Source organism: Ktedonobacter sp. SOSP1-52, from assembly GCF_016587395.1.
Genome location: NZ_BNJH01000003.1, coordinates 757,083 through 776,655 on the forward strand (window position 1 = coordinate 757,083; position 19,573 = coordinate 776,655).

At 53.5% G+C, this 19,573-nt stretch carries 14 protein-coding genes; 7 read left to right on the plus strand and 7 right to left on the minus strand.

What is annotated here, in order from left to right; translation table 11 throughout:
- Positions 1-31: 31 nt before the first annotated feature.
- Both mctP and JMJ16_RS28860 read right to left on the minus strand, forming a co-directional pair.
- Positions 32-1,645, minus strand: a complete 1,614-nt coding sequence (mctP, locus tag JMJ16_RS28855; protein WP_201387231.1) for a monocarboxylate uptake permease MctP — start codon at positions 1,643-1,645, stop codon at positions 32-34.
- An 88-nt stretch (positions 1,646-1,733) separates the two neighbouring features.
- On the minus strand, positions 1,734-1,958 hold the full coding sequence (locus JMJ16_RS28860; protein WP_201379674.1) for a DUF3311 domain-containing protein: 225 nt from the start codon (positions 1,956-1,958) through the stop codon (positions 1,734-1,736).
- 414 nt (positions 1,959-2,372) lie between these two features.
- On the opposite strand from JMJ16_RS28860, the gene JMJ16_RS28865 reads away from it, so the two are divergent.
- The 3 genes from JMJ16_RS28865 to JMJ16_RS28875 all read left to right on the plus strand — a co-directional run bounded on the left by JMJ16_RS28865 (position 2,373) and on the right by JMJ16_RS28875 (position 6,252).
- Positions 2,373-3,602 carry a hypothetical protein gene (locus JMJ16_RS28865; protein ID WP_201387233.1) on the plus strand — a complete coding sequence of 410 codons (1,230 nt, stop codon included), beginning with the start codon at positions 2,373-2,375 and terminating at the stop codon, positions 3,600-3,602.
- Between the two features lie 250 nt (positions 3,603-3,852).
- Positions 3,853-5,019, plus strand: a complete 1,167-nt coding sequence (locus tag JMJ16_RS28870; RefSeq protein WP_201387235.1) for an FIST signal transduction protein — start codon at positions 3,853-3,855, stop codon at positions 5,017-5,019.
- Positions 5,020-5,073: 54 nt separating this feature from the next.
- Positions 5,074-6,252, plus strand: coding sequence for an FIST signal transduction protein (locus JMJ16_RS28875; RefSeq protein WP_201387237.1), 1,179 nt, complete (start codon positions 5,074-5,076; stop codon positions 6,250-6,252).
- A 7-nt stretch (positions 6,253-6,259) separates the two neighbouring features.
- Here JMJ16_RS28875 and JMJ16_RS28880 read toward each other — a convergent pair whose 3' ends face one another.
- From JMJ16_RS28880 to JMJ16_RS28890, 3 genes are all read right to left on the minus strand, one after another.
- On the minus strand, positions 6,260-7,276 hold the full coding sequence (locus JMJ16_RS28880) for a hypothetical protein (protein ID WP_201387239.1): 1,017 nt from the start codon (positions 7,274-7,276) through the stop codon (positions 6,260-6,262).
- A gap of 250 nt (positions 7,277-7,526) precedes the next feature.
- Positions 7,527-8,429 (minus strand): hypothetical protein, encoded by a 903-nt coding sequence (locus JMJ16_RS28885; protein WP_201387241.1) that lies wholly within the window; start codon positions 8,427-8,429, stop codon positions 7,527-7,529.
- Complete coding sequence (locus JMJ16_RS28890; protein ID WP_201387243.1) at positions 8,423-8,968, minus strand: hypothetical protein; 546 nt, start codon at positions 8,966-8,968, stop codon at positions 8,423-8,425. Before JMJ16_RS28890 ends, JMJ16_RS28885 begins: the two co-directional genes overlap by 7 nt.
- 709 nt (positions 8,969-9,677) lie before the next feature.
- Here JMJ16_RS28890 and JMJ16_RS28895 point away from each other — a divergent pair.
- The gene (locus tag JMJ16_RS28895) at positions 9,678-12,512 is read left to right on the plus strand and encodes an amino acid permease (RefSeq protein WP_201387245.1); all 2,835 of its coding nucleotides are present in this window, start codon (positions 9,678-9,680) and stop codon (positions 12,510-12,512) included.
- A 30-nt stretch (positions 12,513-12,542) separates the two neighbouring features.
- On the opposite strand, the gene JMJ16_RS28900 is transcribed toward JMJ16_RS28895, so the two are convergent.
- A complete protein-coding gene (locus JMJ16_RS28900; RefSeq protein WP_201387247.1) occupies positions 12,543-13,727 on the minus strand; it encodes an RNA polymerase sigma factor RpoD/SigA in 1,185 nt (394 codons plus the stop codon).
- A gap of 727 nt (positions 13,728-14,454) precedes the next feature.
- On the opposite strand from JMJ16_RS28900, the gene JMJ16_RS28905 reads away from it, so the two are divergent.
- From JMJ16_RS28905 to JMJ16_RS28915, 3 genes are all read left to right on the plus strand, one after another.
- Positions 14,455-15,042, plus strand: a complete 588-nt coding sequence (locus JMJ16_RS28905; RefSeq protein WP_201387249.1) for a hypothetical protein — start codon at positions 14,455-14,457, stop codon at positions 15,040-15,042.
- Between the two features lie 191 nt (positions 15,043-15,233).
- Entirely contained in the window at positions 15,234-16,367 is a 1,134-nt protein-coding gene (locus tag JMJ16_RS28910; RefSeq protein WP_201387252.1) for a hypothetical protein, read from the plus strand.
- A 94-nt stretch (positions 16,368-16,461) separates the two neighbouring features.
- Positions 16,462-18,168, plus strand: coding sequence for a HEAT repeat domain-containing protein (locus JMJ16_RS28915; RefSeq protein WP_201387254.1), 1,707 nt, complete (start codon positions 16,462-16,464; stop codon positions 18,166-18,168).
- 112 nt (positions 18,169-18,280) lie between these two features.
- Here JMJ16_RS28915 and JMJ16_RS28920 read toward each other — a convergent pair whose 3' ends face one another.
- On the minus strand, positions 18,281-19,573 hold the full coding sequence (locus tag JMJ16_RS28920; protein ID WP_201371427.1) for an NAD(P)/FAD-dependent oxidoreductase: 1,293 nt from the start codon (positions 19,571-19,573) through the stop codon (positions 18,281-18,283).

A 19,573-nucleotide genomic window follows, 5' to 3' on the forward strand; every position in this document is an offset into this window, starting at 1 on the left:
GGCTGGGGAGAATGAATGAGTGATTCTGGATCTAGCCCAGCGCCTCCTGCCCAATCTCCGGTGGCTCGACCGGAGCCGTGGCCTCTGCGTAGTCTTCTGGCTGGGTGATGTCTTCACCACGCCTGGCGCCAATCATCTCGAAGACAGGCGTAAGAATGACTGCCAGCACCAGGTTCAGAATGACGCCACTGATAGCGGCATAGACCGCGGGAACGTGGATAAACCAGAAATCGATCGGGGCGGTCGACTTAATATTGTTGCTGAAAACGGTCCAGGTGCCAAAGGCCATGCCTACCAGCCAGCCGATCAGTAAGGCCCAGCGATTGAACCAGCGTGTATACAACCCGAAAAAGACGGCGGGCAGGGTTTGCAGTATCCAGACACCACCCAGGAGCTGGAAGTTAATAACGATGCTCTTATCCAGGAACACAATAAAGAGCAGTGCACCAAATTTGATAAGGAAAGAGGTAATCTTGGCCACGTTGGTTTCTTGCGTCTCATTTGCATTGCGATGGAAGAACTCAATGTAAATGTTGCGCGTGAAGAGGTTGGCGGCGGCAATAGACATGACCGCGGCAGGTACCAGGGCGCCAATTGCGATAGCTGCAAAGGCAAAGCCGGAGAACCAGGAAGGGAAGAAAGCATTAATCAAGGCTGGAATGGAGCCATTATTGCCTAAGTCCGCCAGTGGCTTAACTTTAGCCGCGATGGCCATATAGCCGAGCAACGCTAGCAAGCCCAGCATCAGGGAGTAGATCGGGAGTAGCGACACATTGCGCTTAATGACTTTCACGCTGTTGCTACTGAGAATACTGGTTAAGGAATGAGGATAGAGGAAGAGTGCCAGGGCGGAACCCAGTGCCAGGGTTGCATACGCCAGGTACTGATTAGATCCCAGGAGGTCATTAAAGGCCGGAGCGGTCCCCTTCGCCTTCGCGGTCGTGGCTGCGGCCAGCGTCTTCATATGTGCGGCATCGAAGATCTTGGAGAAGCCACCCAGCTTATAGGGGATATAGATGATCGTGGCGAAGAGCACGATAAAGATCATGACATCTTTGACCAGCGCGATCATGGCTGGTGCGCGCAGGCCACTGGAATAGGTATAGGCGGCCAGGATAAGGAACGCCACAATCAGCGGAAGATCTACATCGACGCCAAAGATGGGGATGACAGTAGGAAAGCCAATTGCCTCCAGGGAGACCTGAATGCCAAACATTTGCAGTGCAATATAGGGCATGGTCGCCAGAATACCGGTAAAGGCAATGGCCAGGGCCAGCCATCTGCTGCCGAAGCGCCCGCGAACAAAGTCCGCGGCGGTCACATAGTTATGCTTTTTGCATACCGACCAGAAGCGTGGCATGACGACGTAAATGAAGGGGTAGACCAGGATGGTATAGGGAACCGCGAACCATCCTGAGAGGGCGCCAGCCCCATATAGTGCCGCGGGAACCGCGATAAAGGTATAGGCGGTATAGAGGTCGCCGCCAAGCAGGAACCAGGTAATCACCGTACCAAAGCGGCGGCCAGCCAGGCCCCACTCGTGAATCTGGTTTAGATCTCCGCGACGCCAGCGCGCGGCCACAAAACCCAGTACCGTGACGAGCAGGAAGAAAAAGATAAAGACGGCAATTGCATCCCAGCGCATAAGCTACTGTACCCTTTCTCAAAAGACAACGGTGTCGTTGATCGACGAATAGCAATATATGAGGTGCGCTTGCGCTCCTGACGAGCAGCTATGAACGTCCTCTGGAGGCCAGGAAGCCTTCCAGGAAATACACGGAGGCGGTGATGATAGCTGTGAGAATAATCCAAAGTAACTGGTACCAGTAGAAGAAAGGGAAATCCAGGAATGTTGGCTCACGAAAATTGTAGAAGCCGGGGAAGAGCAGGCCAAGAAATGGAATGATCAGGAGGAGGCGGAGCCAGCGATGGCCTTGCCTCTGTGGATGAGTCTCCATAGTTGTTGCTCCTTCTGTGTGGTAGCGACCACGAACATCATTGTCTTCTTCTCCGAACACCCTGAGCGCGAAGCGCTAGACACGCCAGTGATGGCTAGTCCCCGAATGGGGATGAGCTTCGGAATAAGATCTGTTAAAACGCAAAAGGAAAGCTGGAGTTCTGCTGCCAATACTATGGGGCTGCAAAATAGTTCTATACATAGTTTCCAGGCGTAGTGTTTAATAAAAAGGGGTATGAAGCAGGTCATGCCATACTGGTGAAAGCTAAATATAGAAACTATCTTAGCCTAAATCGTACGGTATTTTTTTATAAATGTCAATCCAATAAGGCAAGGTGAAAAGCCAATTTTGTAGTATTCGTGTGAATGGGTATAATAGGTTTCAAAGGACAAATTTAAGGTGGAGGAGGGGTATTTGCAAGTGAGTGAAAAAATGCAAGAGCAGATAGCCGAAGAACTGTTCGATTATAGTGATGAGTTAGAGGCGGCGAACCAGGTTACGCGCAGAGTGACGCAAGAACTGGCTTGCCAGGAGACCATGTTTTCCTCGTTAAGCCCCCTTGAGCAGAATTTCCCTCTCGACGTGGGAGAAGTTATTCTCGGGGGGCGCTATCGTGTTGAGCGGCGCCTATACTCGCGCCCTCGCTTGAATCTTTATCTGGGGAGAGCAGTAGGACGACATTGGGAACGCGGTGGCGTATTTTCTGTGTTTCGCTGGTTGGCATGCAGGTGGCGTCGGATGTGTAGGAAGCCAGAGATGACAACAGCGCCACTGGTCGCTATTCGCGAGATCGTCTTGACAGGACTGGACGCGCATCGGCAGGCCTGTATTGAAACGGCTGGCGTTGAAGAATTTATCGAGCCGATTGGTCTGGGTTCGGCCAGGTTGGCGAATGAGAAGGATCGCGTGCTCTTTGAGCGTGGCCGGCTCTACCTGGTACTGCAATTGCAGAGCAGGCGAGCGGGAAAGGACATCGAACCAACAACACTTGATGATTTGCTTGATGGGAAGCCCTGGCCGGAGTGGCTGAGTATCGCCAGGGTCGTGCAGTGGGGCGTACAACTGGGGCGCATGATCGCGCGCCTGCATCGGATGGGGATTATTTTAGGGGAAATCGCGCCAGAGACGCTGCTCGTTGATAAGCAAGGGCTGGCACCCTGGGCGCCGTTGTTGCTGATGTGCTGGCCGCCCGCTCCGCGCTTCTGGGATGGGTTGCCTGAAGAGGAGGCCTATGAAACATATCGGCAGACCTTTCCCCTGGCACGTGGCTCGAAGCAGAACGCCTTTCTGGCACCTGAATTGCTTTACGGTCTCTCGGACGAGCGTACGGATGTATACGCGCTAGGGGCCATGCTCTATATGCTCGTAACACGCGTGGCCCCCATTGCCGCTATGCGCCGCCTGCAAGCCTCACAAACTCTCTGGCCTGACGAGAAGCAAGCTTTGCCTCTGCGGGCAGTGGAGAAGCTGGAGCGATATGAGGGTTTAGAGCTGATTCCGCCCCGGTTCTGGCGTGAGGAGTTGAGTGTGTCACTGGAGCAAATTCTGCTTAAAGCGCTTGCTCTCGATCCCCATGAGCGCTACGAATCAGTCTTCAGCCTGGTCGAAGCCCTGGAGGCCATTGAAGGCGAAAGACAAGGGTAAGTATTGGTCCTGGCTATGGGCGCTGACCTGCTCGAGAAGCAGTCAGCGCCATTTCTGTCGCTTCTGATGTCGGTAGCAAGCATGCAAGAGATGGCTGCATATCCAAATATGAGTAGTACTGAATAAAAAGAGATTGACATTGTTAAACATTGAATGATATTATGATGACGGCAAATTTCGATATATGTATCTTGTGTTGGAGGATGTTAGTTGCTTTAGGCAAGAGCAGAGTATGTCAGGAGGAGACACGATGACTAAATTTGCCGTCGCGTATAGCGACTTGCGTGAGGGGGATGCGGCGGGGATAGCGCTGGGGACCACTCTTCTGGAGAAGATTGGCGGGACCCCAGATGTCATCATCATTTTTATTTCACCTGATAGCGACCAACAAGCGATATTATCTGCGTTGCAGCGAACCTGCCAACCTGAGCAGATGCTTGGATGTTCTTCAGCGGGCGAGTTTACCGGTGAGGTGCTGAGCGAGGGACTGGCCTGTGCGCTGGCGATACGTTCAGATGAGCTATTTTTCTCCGTGGGGCTGGGGCGTGAGCTGAGCAAGGGTCATACACAGGCGGGGCGCACTATTGTCTCCGCATTCCGCTATCCTGAGATGCCGCGTGCACTCTATCGTACAGCTTTACTGCTCACGGATATTCTCTCAGGTGGCGCCGAAGACCTGATCGCCTCGATCTCCCAGCAAACAGATGGAACGTTTCATATCTTTGGAGGCGGCGCTGGCGATAATGCGCGCTTTGCGCGAACGCCGGTCTTCTTTGGCACGGAAATCTACGACGACGCTGCCGTTGCCCTGGAGATCCTCTCCAAAAAACCGGTCGGGATCGGCTCGCACCATGGCTGGCATCCTGTTACCGAGCCGATGCTGGTAACCAGGGCCGATGGCTTGCGCCTTATCAGCTTGGACGGTCGACCCGCGCTTGATGTATTCCAGGAGTATGCCCAGGCCACTGGCCAGACGCTGGACCTTGCCAATCCTGTGCCTTTTTTCTTGCACAATGTCTTGGGCATAGATGCAGGGCTTGGCCTATACAAATTACGTGCGCCCCTGGCGGTACATGCTGATGGATCATTCACCTGTGCCACAGAGGTGCCAGAGGGGGCGATTGTCTCGATCATGAGTGGCGTGTTAGAGGCCGCGGTAGATGCTGCATCACAGGCTGCTCAAATGGCGTTGCGCCAGATGCACGCCTGTGAGCCGGGGATGACGCTCTTTTTTGACTGTGTCGTGACCCGCTTGCGTATGGGTGACGAGTTTACTGAGGAGCTACATGCGGTGCAACATATTGTGGGGGCCCCCGGGTTCGTGGGATGCAACACCCATGGACAGGTTGTCTCTGGTGAGGGACAGTTTAGCGGCTTCCATAATTGTAACGCGGTGGTGTGTATCCTGCCTGCCTAAAGGCCATATTAATCATGGTTGTGGAAAAGAGAGAGAAGGGATGTTTCCGGTGCTATGGCTCCGAATGAGTATGTGACTGCCTCAACCAGTATTGAAGATAGTTGCTTGGCGGGCCGAGCCCTGGGCTGGCAAATACGCGAGGGCTTAAGCGCCGAGCCAGATGTGGTCATCCTTTTTCTCTCTCCTCATTATGAGCACCAGGTCTTTCTCCACGCCTTGAAACAGACATGCCGGCCTGATATGCTCATCGGCTGTACCTCCATGGGCGCGTTTACAAGCTATGTGCAGGGAGGTGGCATGGCCAGCGCACTGGCTATCCGCTCTCACGAGATGCTGTTTCAGGCCACTATAGCCAGGAATGCGAGGGCGGATGTGGCTCAGGCTGCTGAAGGTCTGGTTGCCTCCCTCTCAAGCGCTGATAAGCATCCTACCATGCAGCGGACGCTCCTTCTCTTTGGAAACGGTGAGGCGGGTAAGCTTGATGCTCTACTGTCCCGCCTTTTGCGCCTCACACATGGCTCACATCAGCTCCTGGGTATGTATGCAGGTATGAACACCCATTATCATATGGCGGTCTTGTATGAGACGGAAGCGCTCAGGGAAGGCGTGGTTGCCCTGGAGATCCTTTCATCCAGGCCAATTGGTCTCGCATCCTTGCCAGCCTGGAGTCCTGTCGGCTCCCCAATGCAGGTTACAAAGATACGCGACAATACTGTGCTGAGTATTGATGATGTAGCTCCGCTCAGCCTGTATAGGAGTCAGGCTGAGGCGCAAGGTCTTGCCTGGAACGCAGGCAATGATGAAGAGATTATGCGCTTTCTGCTTAACACCCCACTCGGTATTGACACTGGTATGGGGCAGCATATCTGTATGCCGTGCGCGCACACACTTGCCGATGGCTCGGTCACGTTTCTGGAACTGGTTCCCCTCCAGGGGCTTGTACAGTTTATGAGAGCACCAGCCTCCGTAGTCGTTGAGGCCACTGAAAAGATGACGTGCAGCGCCCTCCAGTATATGCATGGCTACGAACCAGGGGCCGCGCTTTTCTTTGAAGGCGAAGGCTATAGGCCACGGAGCGCGAATGATTTTCGCCTGGAGCTTGACGCTGTCCAGGGTGCTCTAGGTTTAACACCATATGGGGGGTGTAGTACACGGGGGCAATATGCGCGTGTACATGGGCAGTATGGTGCTTTTCAGCGCCATGCCCCACTCATCTGCATTTTTCCTCGGTAGTCATTGGCTAGCCGATGCTACAGATCAGCCCGAGTTGTTGCTGTGCCGCGATACGAATAGCATCCACAAAGACGCCGGCATAGCTTGGCTGAACCTCGTCGATCAGGCGCGAAGTGCGTTTGCTTGCGCTTAACTGCCGCTCTTGCAAGAAGGTATGATAGTCAGTCTCAGCCTCGTGAGGATCAGGAATAGAGATATCCTGCAGACTGGAGGCCAGGAGGGCCGTTTCAGTCGGTGTCAGGTAGCCGATATAGTTGCCATAGGGATCACCACCCTGGTAGCCAAAGGGCATAGCGCGGCGTCCACAGGCCAGGAACTCAAAGAGCGCCATCGCGCGCACAGCGTGAGATGCCAACCAGCCACGCAGGTGCAGTGTTGTTGGGAGGCGCCCAATTATGACGCCATTGTTCGGTACATCTATGTCGTCATCCGCGAGGAGCATGTGCAATGCCTCTTCTGGCAGGTGTTCATGTGGTGGCTGAGACGGTGTCTCCCATGGCGTGCTTTGATGAAGACTGTCGATGAGATCGTTCAGACCAGCTGATTGTAGGAGGGAGATGAGCTCACTGCTCTCCATAGGTGGTAAGGCTTCGCTCGTATTGGCTGGGGAAGCAAGCTCTGGTGTCATCTCAAACTCTGGCGACATGTACCAGGGGAGACAGAATTGTTGGACCAGCGCTCCCCAGACGGTGCGGAGGGCCTCGGAGTCTTGATAGAGCTGAGGGGGATGCGTCTGAACATAGCGGTCGCTTAGCGGCGTAAATTGCCCTGGATCGCAGAGAAGTGCGTATTCTTGATGTGTATGCGGGCCACGAGGAAGACCCTGAGCAAAGGCTTTGGCGCGCGTCCAGGTGCGCAACTGGCGCATGGGCTGTGGCACAAATAATTCTTCTTGCGCGCAACGCGTTTGCTCAAACAAGTGGTAGGTGTGGGTATCATCGCCATCGACAAGCCAGCGAGCAAAGGCTGGCATAACACGCCCCGTATAGACCTCCCAGGCGAAACCTTGTATACGTACGATCATAAACTCTCTCTCGTTAACTACAACGCTAAATAGCTACAGTGATGAGGGAAGTATGCGTAAACACTTGGAAATGCGATCTGGTTACTAGGAGCGGCCCTGCTGACGATCAAATGTATGCTAACCGCAGCATCTATAGATGCTGGGTGCCAGTCAATGCTTATACCTGAGATACATAGTACCCGTGTGACCTCCTTTTTGCCAAGTGTATGGGCTGTTAGTAATGGCTACACGGGTATTGAAACAGACGGGTTTATGCCTTTGTGTCTTGCTCTGCGTTGTTGTCGTTTGTCTTCTCCTGGGTGGGCATGACGAAGATGCCCATTTGTGCTTGTTGCATCATCTCCTCCAGGAAAGGATCATCCTGAAGTCCTGAGAAGGAGAGGGGACCCTGGGATGGCTTAGGTGGCCGTTGCTGGTTTTCCAGGCTCGCCTTGAGTTCAGGAGGCAGATCCATTGAGAGCGGCTGGAAATTGCCTGCGACATTATAGGGATGTATCGGGGGCTGTTGGATATTGGCAACTTGCCCTGGATGTTGGAGGGAAGCAAGGGGCTGCGAAGGCGCCACCGTCTGCGGGCCAGTTGGCGGGACGACAGGGTATGGTCCCGTTCCATTAACGCCATCCATCGTGACGGTGGGGTAGGCCCCTGAAGGGGAAGCCCCGGCCGACATGGCTGCTAAGCGCGGTTGTGTGCCTTCTGTATTGGACATCGCCATCGTCGCAAACGGGTTGGTGTTCCCTGTGCCGCCAGGGGTAGGAATGGCGGGATCGATTCTGGTTGGCATCGCGGGAATCAAGCCGCTGTTTGGATTGACGCGTGGCTGGGTGGGTGGCACCATATTCGACATGGGACCATTATTGGGATAAAGCCGTGGCTGAGTGGGTGGAACCATAGATGACATAAATCCCGGCTGCTGCATTCCGGGGGCATTATTGGAGAAGGCTGCACCATTTGGCTCAGCAAAGATATTTTGCAGAATATTATTCACCGCCGGGCTGGCAGGTGTACCAGACATGGGTCCAAAGACCACATTGCCTTCCTGAGGATCAATCCAGGGAACATTGCGTGGCATCTGCTGGGCCAGGCCCGCTTTTTGATCTTGCTTGCGTTTCATGAGGAGGATAGACACAACCGAGGCTCCGATAATCACCATAAAGCCGATTCCCCCCCAATGGGGAGAAGCATAGAGGTGCCATTGTCACCGCCCTTGTCATGCTGATTGCTCGTGGTTGCTGGCTGGGCGACAGCGGTAGGTGTAGGGCTATCAGGCTGAGTGGCCTGGGCCGTAGGCATCGCGGTGGCCGTCGCGGTTGCTTGAACTGTAGGCGTTGCGGTCGCCTGTACGGGAGGCGGTGGCGGTGGTGGAAGTGTTGGCTGAGGTTGCTGTGTGGGGACCCGAGTCGGGGCCTTAGTAGGTGTGGCTGTAGGGCTGGGCGAAGGGCTAGGTGTAGGTGTAGGTGTAGGTGTATCCGTAGGAGTTGGGTCTGGGTTAGGCGTTATATCTTGCGGACTCGCCAATGCTGTGTTGACTGGTTGAGCGAGTGTGGATTGCGCGGAACTGGTATATGCCGCCCCCGCGGTTGAGTGAGAGATAAGCGCAATGGCACCAATAGCAGAGAAGAAAAGTAGCGCAAAGCAGAGAGCCATCATCCGCAATGTCCACTGGGCGTTCCCATAGTGACGCTTTTTCACAGTTTCGAGCCTCCCGGCTTAAATAATAGCAAATACACACAAAATAGCCATAAATAGCTTGGATAGCCTCTCATTGCGCTCAGATGGTATAGCGAGTTCCCCATACATTGTGTATGACTGTACCATCCGCCTATCCACTGGCCTATATCGTGCAAGAGAATAGAAAAAAAGAGATAAAACAAGCAAGGCAAAATAAAAACAGCGCCCATGGGCGAGCAATGAACAAAAACCGAGCAAAACTAAGAAGATAGAGGCAGTTAGCGCAAACCTCGTGGTTATAGTGTATGTATTAAGAGGGAGAAGCGTCAAGCTGTCAGCTAAAATGTACTATAAAAAACATGAATGGGTGAATATCAGTATTTAAACATTATAAGTATAGGAGCTGAAGAAAAGATATATAGAGTTAATAAAATTGGATACAAGAAAAGTGCTGTGTGTGTGATTTCGTGGCTAAGAAAGAGGGGAATGCCTGGAGTGATCAGGTGGATGCATGCAATGGGGCAGATATTTGTGCATCTGTGTATGGTTTAACGCCTGCCTGTATACTAATAGCAAATGTCAGGCGTCTTTCTTAAAGAAGACCAGAGATGTGATCCCAGGCTTCTTGTAGCGAACCCTCGATTCTGGGTGTGGGAAGATGTGGAAAGTGCCATCACGAGATTGCACATCCTCCTGAGCACCTGCTGAAACCTTGAGGCAGGAACCGCTTATGGCTGTAAAACATCGGCTTGAGAGTATTATTACGACCAGCAGGCACAAGGGAGGACAATCGTACGAGGTTGAGCCCCCCAATGAACTCCACGCCAGGCATTTGCTTGCCGTTCTCATGCTCGTAGTACTGGCGGTTTCAAGTTTCAATGGACTGCGCCTGGTACTGGCTGCTGGTGGCGTCTTCTGGCTGCTGGGATGGGTCTTTATTCTCTGTTATGCCTATGTCCTTTTCTGGCTGGGGCACAATGTTTCTCTGGCTGGTGGACATTTCGCCTGGATCTCGCAACTTGCCAATCAGCAGTGGGGCCGCTTAGCCGGGCTGTGCATCTGGATTTGTTGCATTTTGTTTATTTTCCCTACATTTCAAAGTGCTCTCCTTTTCCTCTATGCTGTCAACGGCGGCCTTATCCCCGATATAAACGCTGTTCTTTGGGGAGGAATGGTGTGCCTTGTTATGGCTACGGGCCTGGCCTGTATTCCTATGCGCTATCTAAAGCATATCTTGCTGCTGGTTGGTGCGCTCTATACAGGGATGTTTATTGCCGCGGGGATACTTGGCATCTGGTGGGTTGGAACCGGCCACACGTCTGCGTTGGAGCAAATCGCCTGGCAGAATCGCGTGCCACACCTTCCCAATGAAGGGGCCTTTGGCATGATTATCTGGACGTTATTAGGGATCGAGACGCCTTTCCTGTTGATGGACGAGATAAAAGGAGGCGTCATACAGCAGCGACGTGCCTGTCACTTTATCTGGTGGGGGATACTTGGCCTGGCTATTGCATACACGCTGGCGAACCTGGGATTGCTGCTGATTGTACCATCCAGATTTGCGGGAGAGGTAGGAAGTTTTCTCCTGATATTTACCATCTGTTTAGGCGAATGGGCGGGGTGGGTTACCCTGAGTGTGCTTGTCGTGAGCCAGGTGGTAATCGCGGCTGTGTGTCTCTTGTTAGCGGCTCGCATGTTTATATTTATGGCTCGGCAAAGGCTGTTGCCGCAAAAGCTGCTCTCCCTGGATCGTTCTGGCGTACCGCGTTATGGAATCATGGTTCAGGCACTTGTGACCTTTGTATTTCTGTTGTTTATATATGGTCTTGTCCCACATTTTGTTTTGTTTCCTGCCGCGCCTGTTCCTGGCTTACGTATCTATATCATTACTGAAGCTATTACCACAATTATCTGGTTGCTTCCTACCGCACAATTGTTTGTTCTTGTTGCATGGTCCATGCTCAAGGTGGAGAAAAGGTGCCAGCACAAGGAGGGCTATGAAGGAAGAGCTATGCAGAGAGGGTATACAAGGTGGTTGCTTTTTGGAGTCTCCCTGGTAGGATTACTGCTGGCGGTGTATGGAGTGTTCTCAACCCTGAGTCACTCATGGATACCTGACCTGATAGCTACGCCAAAATGGATGTGTTACGTTGGTCTCTGGTCGCTGATATTTTTGATTGTCAGCTGGCTCTGCATTGAGGTTCCCTATCAAGGGCGTCGCCTGGCGGACTTGAAGAAATTAATCACGAGCGAGAGGCAGTTACGGCAACAATTGCAAGCATCCTACCATGAGCATGAATTCCTTGCTCTCTCCCAACAAAAGCTCCTCCAGGAGCGCGATCAGCTCTATTGTGAGCAACGGTTGCTAGCGATTACCGATGCTGTGACGGGTTTATCTAATCATCGCGCATTGATGATGCGCCTGGATGCGGCGTTTGCGTACCATGGGAAGCAGAGAGAACATTATGCGCTCTTTTTTATTGATCTTGATCACTTCAAGCATGTGAATGATCGGTATGGACACCTGGTTGGCGATTTGCTTTTGCATGAGGTTGGCGTGCGCCTGGCGCGGGTGGTGGGGGATGGAGGAATCGTAGGGCGGTATGGGGGAGAGGAGTTTGTCGCGCTGTTGTGGGTGCGTGATTTCTCCCATATGCGCGAGGTTGCTGAACGGCTGCGCATGGAGATAATGAAGGAGCCTTTTCTCTGGCGGCAGGAGAGGGAGTCTGTCCCCATTTGCTTGCGGATGACGGTGAGTATAGGTGTAGCTGTCTATCCCTTGCACGGGACCAGGCGACAAGAGTTAATTGCCCAGGCTGATAGGGCTATGTACCGGGCCAAGAGTAGTGGACGTAATTGTGTCTGTATCGTGGATCTGGACGAGAGGGTGCAGATTGCAAAATGGGATGGAGAGCAGAAGTCAGATGCGGAGGAAATGGCTCTTCAGGCTTTACTGACCATGTTAAAAGTCCATAACGAGCCAATATATTGGCATGGGCAGCGCCTGGCTGTGCTGGCTGAAGCCGTCGCCAGGCGGTTACATTGTCGCGAAGAAGATATCGCGCACCTGCGCGTAGCGGCCATGCTCCATGATGTGGGTAAGATTGCAGTCCCTAAGGAGATTCTCTTTAAAAAGGAGCCTCTAGACAGGTCTGAATGGAGGCAAATGAGGCAACATCCGATCATTGGCAGAGCCATTATGGCGCAGGCAGGGGGAAGCTTTTCTCTGGTGGCGTCGATTATTGGTGCGCACCACGAGCGTTGGGATGGCACTGGGTATCCAGATGGGCTGGAGCGAGAGGAAATCCCTCTCCTGACACGTATTCTCAGCGTGGTGGATGCCTATGACACGATGACCTCTGTGCGCCCTTATCATACGCCAAAGCGAGTCGATGAGGCGTGTAGTGAACTGGTGCAGTGTATGGGAGCACAATTTGATCCTATTGCGGTACGAGCTTTTCTAGAGGTGTTATCGCAACGCGAGACTGAGGCCTATTTGCAACATGTACGGATGGGTGAAGCGGTCAGTAGTAAGCAGAAGCAAGAGAGGGGAGGAAGCACCTAACTCCCTCCCCTCCCTCTTGCGAGGAAGATCTTAAGCGTAATCGTGCAGCAGATGGATCTGGATGGGGTGGCGTAGCGTGCGCAACGCCTTGACTTCTATCTGTCGGATACGCTCGCGCGTCAGCTTAAAGTACGCGCTTAACTCTTCGAGTGTATGGCAGTAACCATCATAGAGTCCATACCGAAGCTCGATAACCTGACGTTCACGTTGGCTCAGTGTTTCAAGGGCGCGCGAAATATGATCGCGTAGTACCTGGTGCGTGACGACTTCAGCCGGAGCGGCCGCATGCGTATCCTCAAGCATATCAGCGAGATGGTACTGTTCATCCTCAATAAGTGGCGCATCTAGAGAGATGGGGGCCTCTGCGATACTTTGTAGCTCTACCACACGTTCTTTTGTTAGATTGATGGCCTGAGCGATTTCTTCGGGGAAGGGGTCGCGACCGAGATCCTGGTAAAGCTGCCGTGTGATGCGTTTCATCTTGTAGATAAGCTCAACCACGTGTACCGGCACATGAATGGTACGGGTGTGCTCGGCGACTGCGCGACTGATCGCTTGACGAATCCACCAGGTGGCATAGGTGCTAAAGCGAAAGCCTCTTTGAGGGTCGAACTTCTGTACGGCGCGAATAAGGCCGAGATTGCCCTCTTGAATGAGATCGAGGAGCGATATGCCCTGATTATTATAGCGTTTTGCGATGCTTACGACGAGACGTAAATTGGCTTCGACCAGGCGTTTTTGTGCTTCCATATCACCATTGGCGACGCGCCGGGCAATAGCAAACTCCTGTTCAGATGTCAGCAGTGGGAAGCGACCGATCTCGGCCAAATATTGACGAATGGCATTGTCGACCTCTCTATCGCTTTCTCCCTCAGTTTCAGCCTCCTCTTCCTCTTCGAAAAAGACATCGTCCTGCATTTCGTTCTGGGCTGCTTTCCCTCTGCGGCGTCGGGTTGGCCCACCTGACTCCTCATTTGAGGAATCTCCATCGAGGAAGCTTTGTTCGCTGGAGTCTTCTTTCTGCCCTGAAGTCTTGCGTGTTGAGGGGCGTCCAGGTTTGCGGCCTCGCTTGCCGCGACTCTCCGTGGTTAATTTGCTTGCACCCTGGTGTGTATGCTGACTGGCGGATAATCCTTCACCCGTCACAGAACTTTGCTCGGGAAGAGCGAGATGAACAAGTGATTCAGTCTCTTGACGTTGTGTACTGGCTACCATATACCTACTCCTTATACCTCAAAACCCATTCCACTAATTGGTAACCGGGACTGGTGATGCATCATAGCAGCCGTTGTCCTTTTCAGGCTGCGTTTTGGTGTGTGGGCTGCATCGCCTATGCTCTTATGCGGAAACCAACCCCCCTTCGGGGGCACGGCGTCACTGTCGTGACTGGCGCTTCCCCCATTCGGGGACAAGCGCGCTCAAGTTTCCGAATAGGCAGTATGTCCAAAAGTTTTTTAGACACATCCCCCCTATCTCTCTTAGTTGCAAGATGTGTGCCAATAGTGAGGTGCGAAGATATAAAAGTGTGAATGTTTTTATAAAAATAGATGTAAAGGGGCTTTAGAAGCTACTGGAGGCTTAATTGATAATAATATATATTGGCACCATTTAAGCGGAATGGTGCATTTAATCTCAATGGGACACACCAGAAAAAATTTACGGGTATTGTGGATATATCCACAGTTTAACTGGTGATCTATTTCACTCCGATGCAAGGCTTCCATGCTCTCTCCATGAGAAAAAAGCCTTGAGCCACGTTTATTTGTGCTAGAGCAGACAAACAGTCGTTCGCATGCTGAAGGGGACAACTACCGTGGGACAACGCAAAAAAAAACATCCAAGGTCTCTCCCTGCCTATGTGCATCAGGCGCCTCAACCTCCTATCCAAAATTTAGCGCAACCTCAGGCGGAGTCCCAGCCGCGGCGAGCGCCTGAACAACGAATGTCACAAAGGAACAAGCTTACCGAGAATATTACGCGTCTCCCTACCCGCCCCTCGGGGCAGCCTTCTGAGCGGCGCGAGACCTCAGCCCTTTTTGTTACTGAGAGCAGCCTCCAGGCACTCTCGCTGATCCTCGCGGAGACGTCACCTGCGTTGTCGGCTGTAAGCGGTGAACCCTCTACATTAAACATGGATGAGTATAAACAGGCCTTAAGACGTGAGACTCCTGTGCCCCCAGCCCTTACCCCTGCTACACCACCCAGGACTATGTCACAAGCCGTTCGAGACGATAGACCTGCTTGGGCAACCAGCGCCGCTGCTATGCAGCCTCGGCGTGATAGACATAGCTCTCAGGCTGAGCCTCTCTTGCTCTCTCGGCCCTCCTGGCCACATGCAAACGGCCCATTTAAATTTGGTTGGCGCGACGCGTTGCGCTGGTGGCTCCTCTATCCGGGACGCATGGAGTTCTTACTCTGGCTTCTTGGCTCCCTCCTCCTCACTATTGTGACTGGCGCCTTGATTGTTGCGGTGTTGTGGAGCGTGGGCTGGCTGCACCTGGCCATATCCACATCTCTGATCCTGAATTAGAGCTTGCATTGCTGATAAAGAGAAAGTCCCACTTATATTAGTATATGCCGGTATAAAAGCATGTATTTGTTATAATGTTTTTTGGGGTTAAGTAAAGCCGAAATTTTTACCATCTATTTGTACATAGGCTGCTTGTTTTATAAGCATGGATGGGGATGTTGTAAAGTTGTAGGGAAGGTTGTTTCACGTTTATGAGGATGCGTTGGAAATCTCTCTCTCGTCGTGTTTGGGGTTGGGGTTGTGGCATAGTAGGGGGCGCATTGATCCTGGCACTCGTTCCCCTTTGGCTGGCCTGGCAGGCAGAAAACAGGGCCGCAGGCGCCGCTCCCATACGTCGTAGTACATATACCACGCCTGCCGCACTCCCCTGGCGTGCCGCTTCTGATCAGAGTGGGCACATATGGGTGACGTTCCCAGGATGTGACCCCGCTCCACGCTGTGCGTATCCCTCGCCCGGAACGTTGGCCACCTTTAGCCTGGCCGAGAGGCGTTGGCAGCAGACAGTGACGTTACCCCAGGGCTTTAGCCAGCCGCTCAACCTGGTGGTGGATCGGCAGGGGCGTATCTGGTTTACCATGTTTATGACCAATGCCCTGGGGATGTATGATCCCGGGCTGAAGGTATTTAAACAGTGGTCGCTGAAGACCAGGGACGCTGGCCCGTGGGATCTCGCCATCGATAGTCAGGGGCGTATCTGGTTTACCGAGCATTATGTCAATAAAATTGGCTCTTTTGATCCAACGACCTGGGAGATGGGGCGAGAGGTAGCAACGCCAGCGCCTGATAGTCATCCATACGGCCTGGCTATTGATGCTCATGATACGGTATGGTTTACAGAGAATAATGATGTTGTGGCTTTGATTGCCTGTTACCACCCCAACACGCAGGAGGGCTTACGCGAGTACCGTATTCGCTCAAGGGGAACCTCTACGAGTGGTGTTACGCCGCATAGTATACGCGTGGCCTCGGATGGCAAAATCTGGTGGACCGAAGGCTGGGCGAGTGCTTTGGGAGTCCTGGACCCGGTGCTGGCAGTGGCGGGGACCAATCAGGGGGTGAAGGAGTATTTCTATCCAGGTATGGGGGCGACTCATACCTCGGGACTGGCCATGGGCACGCGTGGGGAGGTCTACTTTACCGATTCCTTGCGAGAAACGGTAGGGGTGCGTACACCAAATGGTCACTTCGCTTTTCTGAAGCTGGCGCCGAATGCTCATCCTCATGATGGCATGCTCCTGATTGGAGGCGAAACACTCTGTGTGCTGGAAGAGTTCGCGAACAGGCTTGAGCTGCTCGCGGTGCCTCTGAGCATAACCCATTCATAGGGGCTTGCTCGACTTGTCTTTCTCAAAGTGGTACAATGGCCTGCGATGAGCACAGGGGATGCACACACCGCCCAAGAAATGTAAGGAGAGTGCCATGCCGCGAGGTCGGGATAAACACGAGACGCCTCAAGAGAGTATTGATAGTATTCTGCTTGCTGTGAGTAGGCGTGAAGATATCGATCATGAAACCTTGTCGCATTATTTTGATCGCTTAGATGAAGAATGGACACAAGGGGCACGTGAAAAGGTCTTGCATCTGCTGCGGAGCCACGATGTCTCCGCGCATACCGCGGCTATTCTCATTCTCTCTGAACTGGCGACCGACTTCGACCTGGAAGAGCTTGAGGACTTTGTGACGGATCCTACGGTCAGTGATATGGCCAAACTGGCGCTCTCGCCGATTCTAAAAGAGCTTGGCTCTGAGATGGCCGACGAAGGCCTGGTGGAATATCTCAATGATCCAGCCGGGGCGATGTTGCGCATGCAAATGAATCTGCTAGAGCTGGTGGGGCAGAGCGAGAAGGGTGTGGAGTCGGTACTGGAAGATGTTGCCTCCATGCCGCTTGAACGCAAAATGGCCTTTATCAACTGGCTGGGGAACAGCAATGATCCACGAGCAGCAAAACTGCTGATCCCGTTGATGGAGAACCAGGCGGGGAAGGTTGTCCTGGCGGTGCTTGAAGCCCTGGAGCAGTTGGGCGCGACTGCCGCGACCCAGACCATTCCCGCTTTAAATTACCTGGTGTCGACGACCTCTAATCGGCAGGTCAAACAACAGGCGCGGGCCGTGCTTGGGCGCTTGATGATGCATGTCTCACCAGATATCGAGATGGAAGGGAATGTGGTCGCGCTCCAGCATCTGCATCCCTACCAGGCCCGTGTCAGTTTTATCGACGGTTCGGGTGCTCAGATGGTCTTGCTGTCCTGGCGGCGTCCCGATGGACGGCTCAAGGGTGTCAATGTCTTTATCCATGACCAGTGGGGTGTGAAAGATTGCTATGGCATCGATGATATGGAGTTGGAGCGTTGGGTAGAGCTTATCAATGAAATGCAGGGCCAGGGCTTTGGGAGCTTCCATGTCTCCTTTGAGTATGGCCGTGCCCTTATTATAGAGCACCGTACCCTGTCGAAGCGCCTGCGCCATAAGCTTCCCATTGCCTATAACGTCTGGCGCCCCCTGATTGAAGCACGCCCAGAGGAATACGAGGACGCGCAACATGCAGAGCAGGCTCCACCAGAGGAGGCCCTGCCCGCGGTGGTCGCGGAGCCTCTGACGCTTGACGAGAAGACGCGTGCTCTTGTCGCCAAGGGAGCGGATCTCTATAAGCTTGCCGAGTTTGCCTCCTGGATGTTTGACCCGGTTGCACGCCTGGAACCCTATATCAATCGCTACTGGAGCACGCACAGCGCTCAAGAACTCCTCTTTCCCCCCACCACAAAGCGCAAGCGACGCGGCGTAAGCGAGGAGCAGGAGAAGCAGGTCCAGGAAGATGTGGTACTGAACGAGGCCATCGACGAACTGATAGATGAGCAGTGGCAGATCCTCTATGAGACGCGCCTAAGAAAGCAAGCTGCACTCTTCGCCTATGCCGGGCGCAAGAAAGAGGCCCGGCTGATGAACGCGGTTGCCGCGGCCCTACATCCTGCATCGGGCATTCCGGCGCGTGAGCAACCCTTTGTGCGGATGTTGATGAAGACCTCGATTGAGCAGGGGCCCCTGCGTATGATGGTTGAGGCCCTCGGCTCAGGCAGCGCGGGACCCCTCCCAATAGCCCTCTTTGGTGATGAACCGGGCGAATAAGTCCAGTTCTGATAAATGATGTGCTACGCCCTGGTTGTCTTCGGCAACCAGGGCGTAGCACATCATTTATCAGAACAAGCGCCGTAGGCGCGAGAAGTCAAGCGCTACGTAGTTAGCGCGCCGAGGCCAGGGCGGGTGCCTTCAGAAGCTCCTGGGCCGCATATTCACCGCTGTGCATGGCGCCCTGAATACTGCTGGATTTGGTATATTCACCGGCCAGATAGAGTCCTTCAATCTTTGTTCGATTGCCTGGAAGCGTGTCATAGATACCAGGCGGTTGCTCGAATTGAGAGAAAGGGACGCGATAAACGGCGAGCAGCTGCCAATGAGCGAGATTGCGCTCGGGAAACCAGCTCGCAATCTCTTCGCGGCAGCGCTCGGCCAGCGTCTCATCATCCTCCGCGGGATTTCCCAGAACGGTTGCGCTCAGCAGATGCTTGCGCGGTGGGGCGTACGTTGGTGCAATGTTTGTCAGGAGGACGGCGTTGTTGACATAGGCGTGCTCATTGGCGTTCAGCAAGATTTTGCGTTGAGAGTAGAGACGTTCATCGCCCGCGAAATAGACGCAGACCGACCCGACTGTCTGAGTTGGTAGTGGCTCCTTGAGCCAGCGAGCCGCGACCGTGCTGGGGGTTGCCAGGACGACCTGCTCGGCGTGAATTTCCTCGCCATTGCTCAGGCGTACGCCATTGATACGCCCTTCGCTGATGAGTAACTCTTCGACACGTGTGTTAAAGCGGATGCTCCGTGGGGGGAGCGCGGCTGCGAGCTGCTCAGGAATACGCTGGATGCCTTCGGCGGGGAGAATGATGTCTCCTGTTGAGAGCGTCTTAAATGTGAACTGAAACATGCGTGCGCTGGTGCGCAGTGAGCGATCCAGGAAGATCCCGCCATAGAAAGGACGCGCAAAGTTTTGGATAAACTTCTTCTCCGAGAAGCCCAGGCGGCGCAAGTAGTCCTCAGTCGATTCGTCCTGTCCCTCGGGCTGCTCTTCGCCTGCGAAGATGGCGCTGGTGGACTCCCCCACGAGCTTGTTACGCAGGTAGAGTATACGTGCTTTGTCGGCTGGCGAGATCAACGGATTGAAGATGCCAGGGAGCAGAGCCTTGGGATCGCGCAGGGGATCTGAAATTTCATAGCGTTTCCCCTTTTTGACCAGGATGGCGCCCGGCTCAAACTTGCGGATCTTGAGCCGCTCATAGTCGAGGTGACGGCTGGCTGCGGCGTACGCGGTAAACAATACCTGAAAACCACGATCCAGGCGATAGCCATCCTCATGGTAATCTGTGCGCATGCGCCCCCCAACCTGGTCCGTAGCTTCCAGGACCAGGACGTCTTGTCCAGCCTCTACCAACTTTTTCGCGCATGTCAGTCCTGCCAGACCAGCACCGACGATGAGAATCAT

Bases quoted from the DNA above. Each gene is read 5' to 3' on its own strand.
- mctP (WP_201387231.1), bottom strand. From the start codon at position 1,645: ATGCGCTGGGATGCAATTGCCGTCTTTATCTTTTTCTTCCTGCTCGTC.
- JMJ16_RS28885 (WP_201387241.1), bottom strand. From the start codon at position 8,429: ATGGTGATTATCGGAGCCTCGGTTGTGTCTATCCTCCTCATGAAACGC.
- JMJ16_RS28900 (WP_201387247.1), bottom strand. From the start codon at position 13,727: ATGGTAGCCAGTACACAACGTCAAGAGACTGAATCACTTGTTCATCTC.
- JMJ16_RS28910 (WP_201387252.1), top strand. From the start codon at position 15,234: ATGAGGATGCGTTGGAAATCTCTCTCTCGTCGTGTTTGGGGTTGGGGT.
- JMJ16_RS28875 (WP_201387237.1), top strand. From the start codon at position 5,074: ATGGCTCCGAATGAGTATGTGACTGCCTCAACCAGTATTGAAGATAGT.
- JMJ16_RS28915 (WP_201387254.1), top strand. From the start codon at position 16,462: ATGCCGCGAGGTCGGGATAAACACGAGACGCCTCAAGAGAGTATTGAT.
- JMJ16_RS28860 (WP_201379674.1), bottom strand. From the start codon at position 1,958: ATGGAGACTCATCCACAGAGGCAAGGCCATCGCTGGCTCCGCCTCCTC.
- JMJ16_RS28880 (WP_201387239.1), bottom strand. From the start codon at position 7,276: ATGATCGTACGTATACAAGGTTTCGCCTGGGAGGTCTATACGGGGCGT.
- JMJ16_RS28920 (WP_201371427.1), bottom strand. From the start codon at position 19,573: ATGATTCTCATCGTCGGTGCTGGTCTGGCAGGACTGACATGCGCGAAA.
- JMJ16_RS28870 (WP_201387235.1), top strand. From the start codon at position 3,853: ATGACTAAATTTGCCGTCGCGTATAGCGACTTGCGTGAGGGGGATGCG.
- JMJ16_RS28905 (WP_201387249.1), top strand. From the start codon at position 14,455: ATGTCACAAAGGAACAAGCTTACCGAGAATATTACGCGTCTCCCTACC.
- JMJ16_RS28895 (WP_201387245.1), top strand. From the start codon at position 9,678: ATGGCTGTAAAACATCGGCTTGAGAGTATTATTACGACCAGCAGGCAC.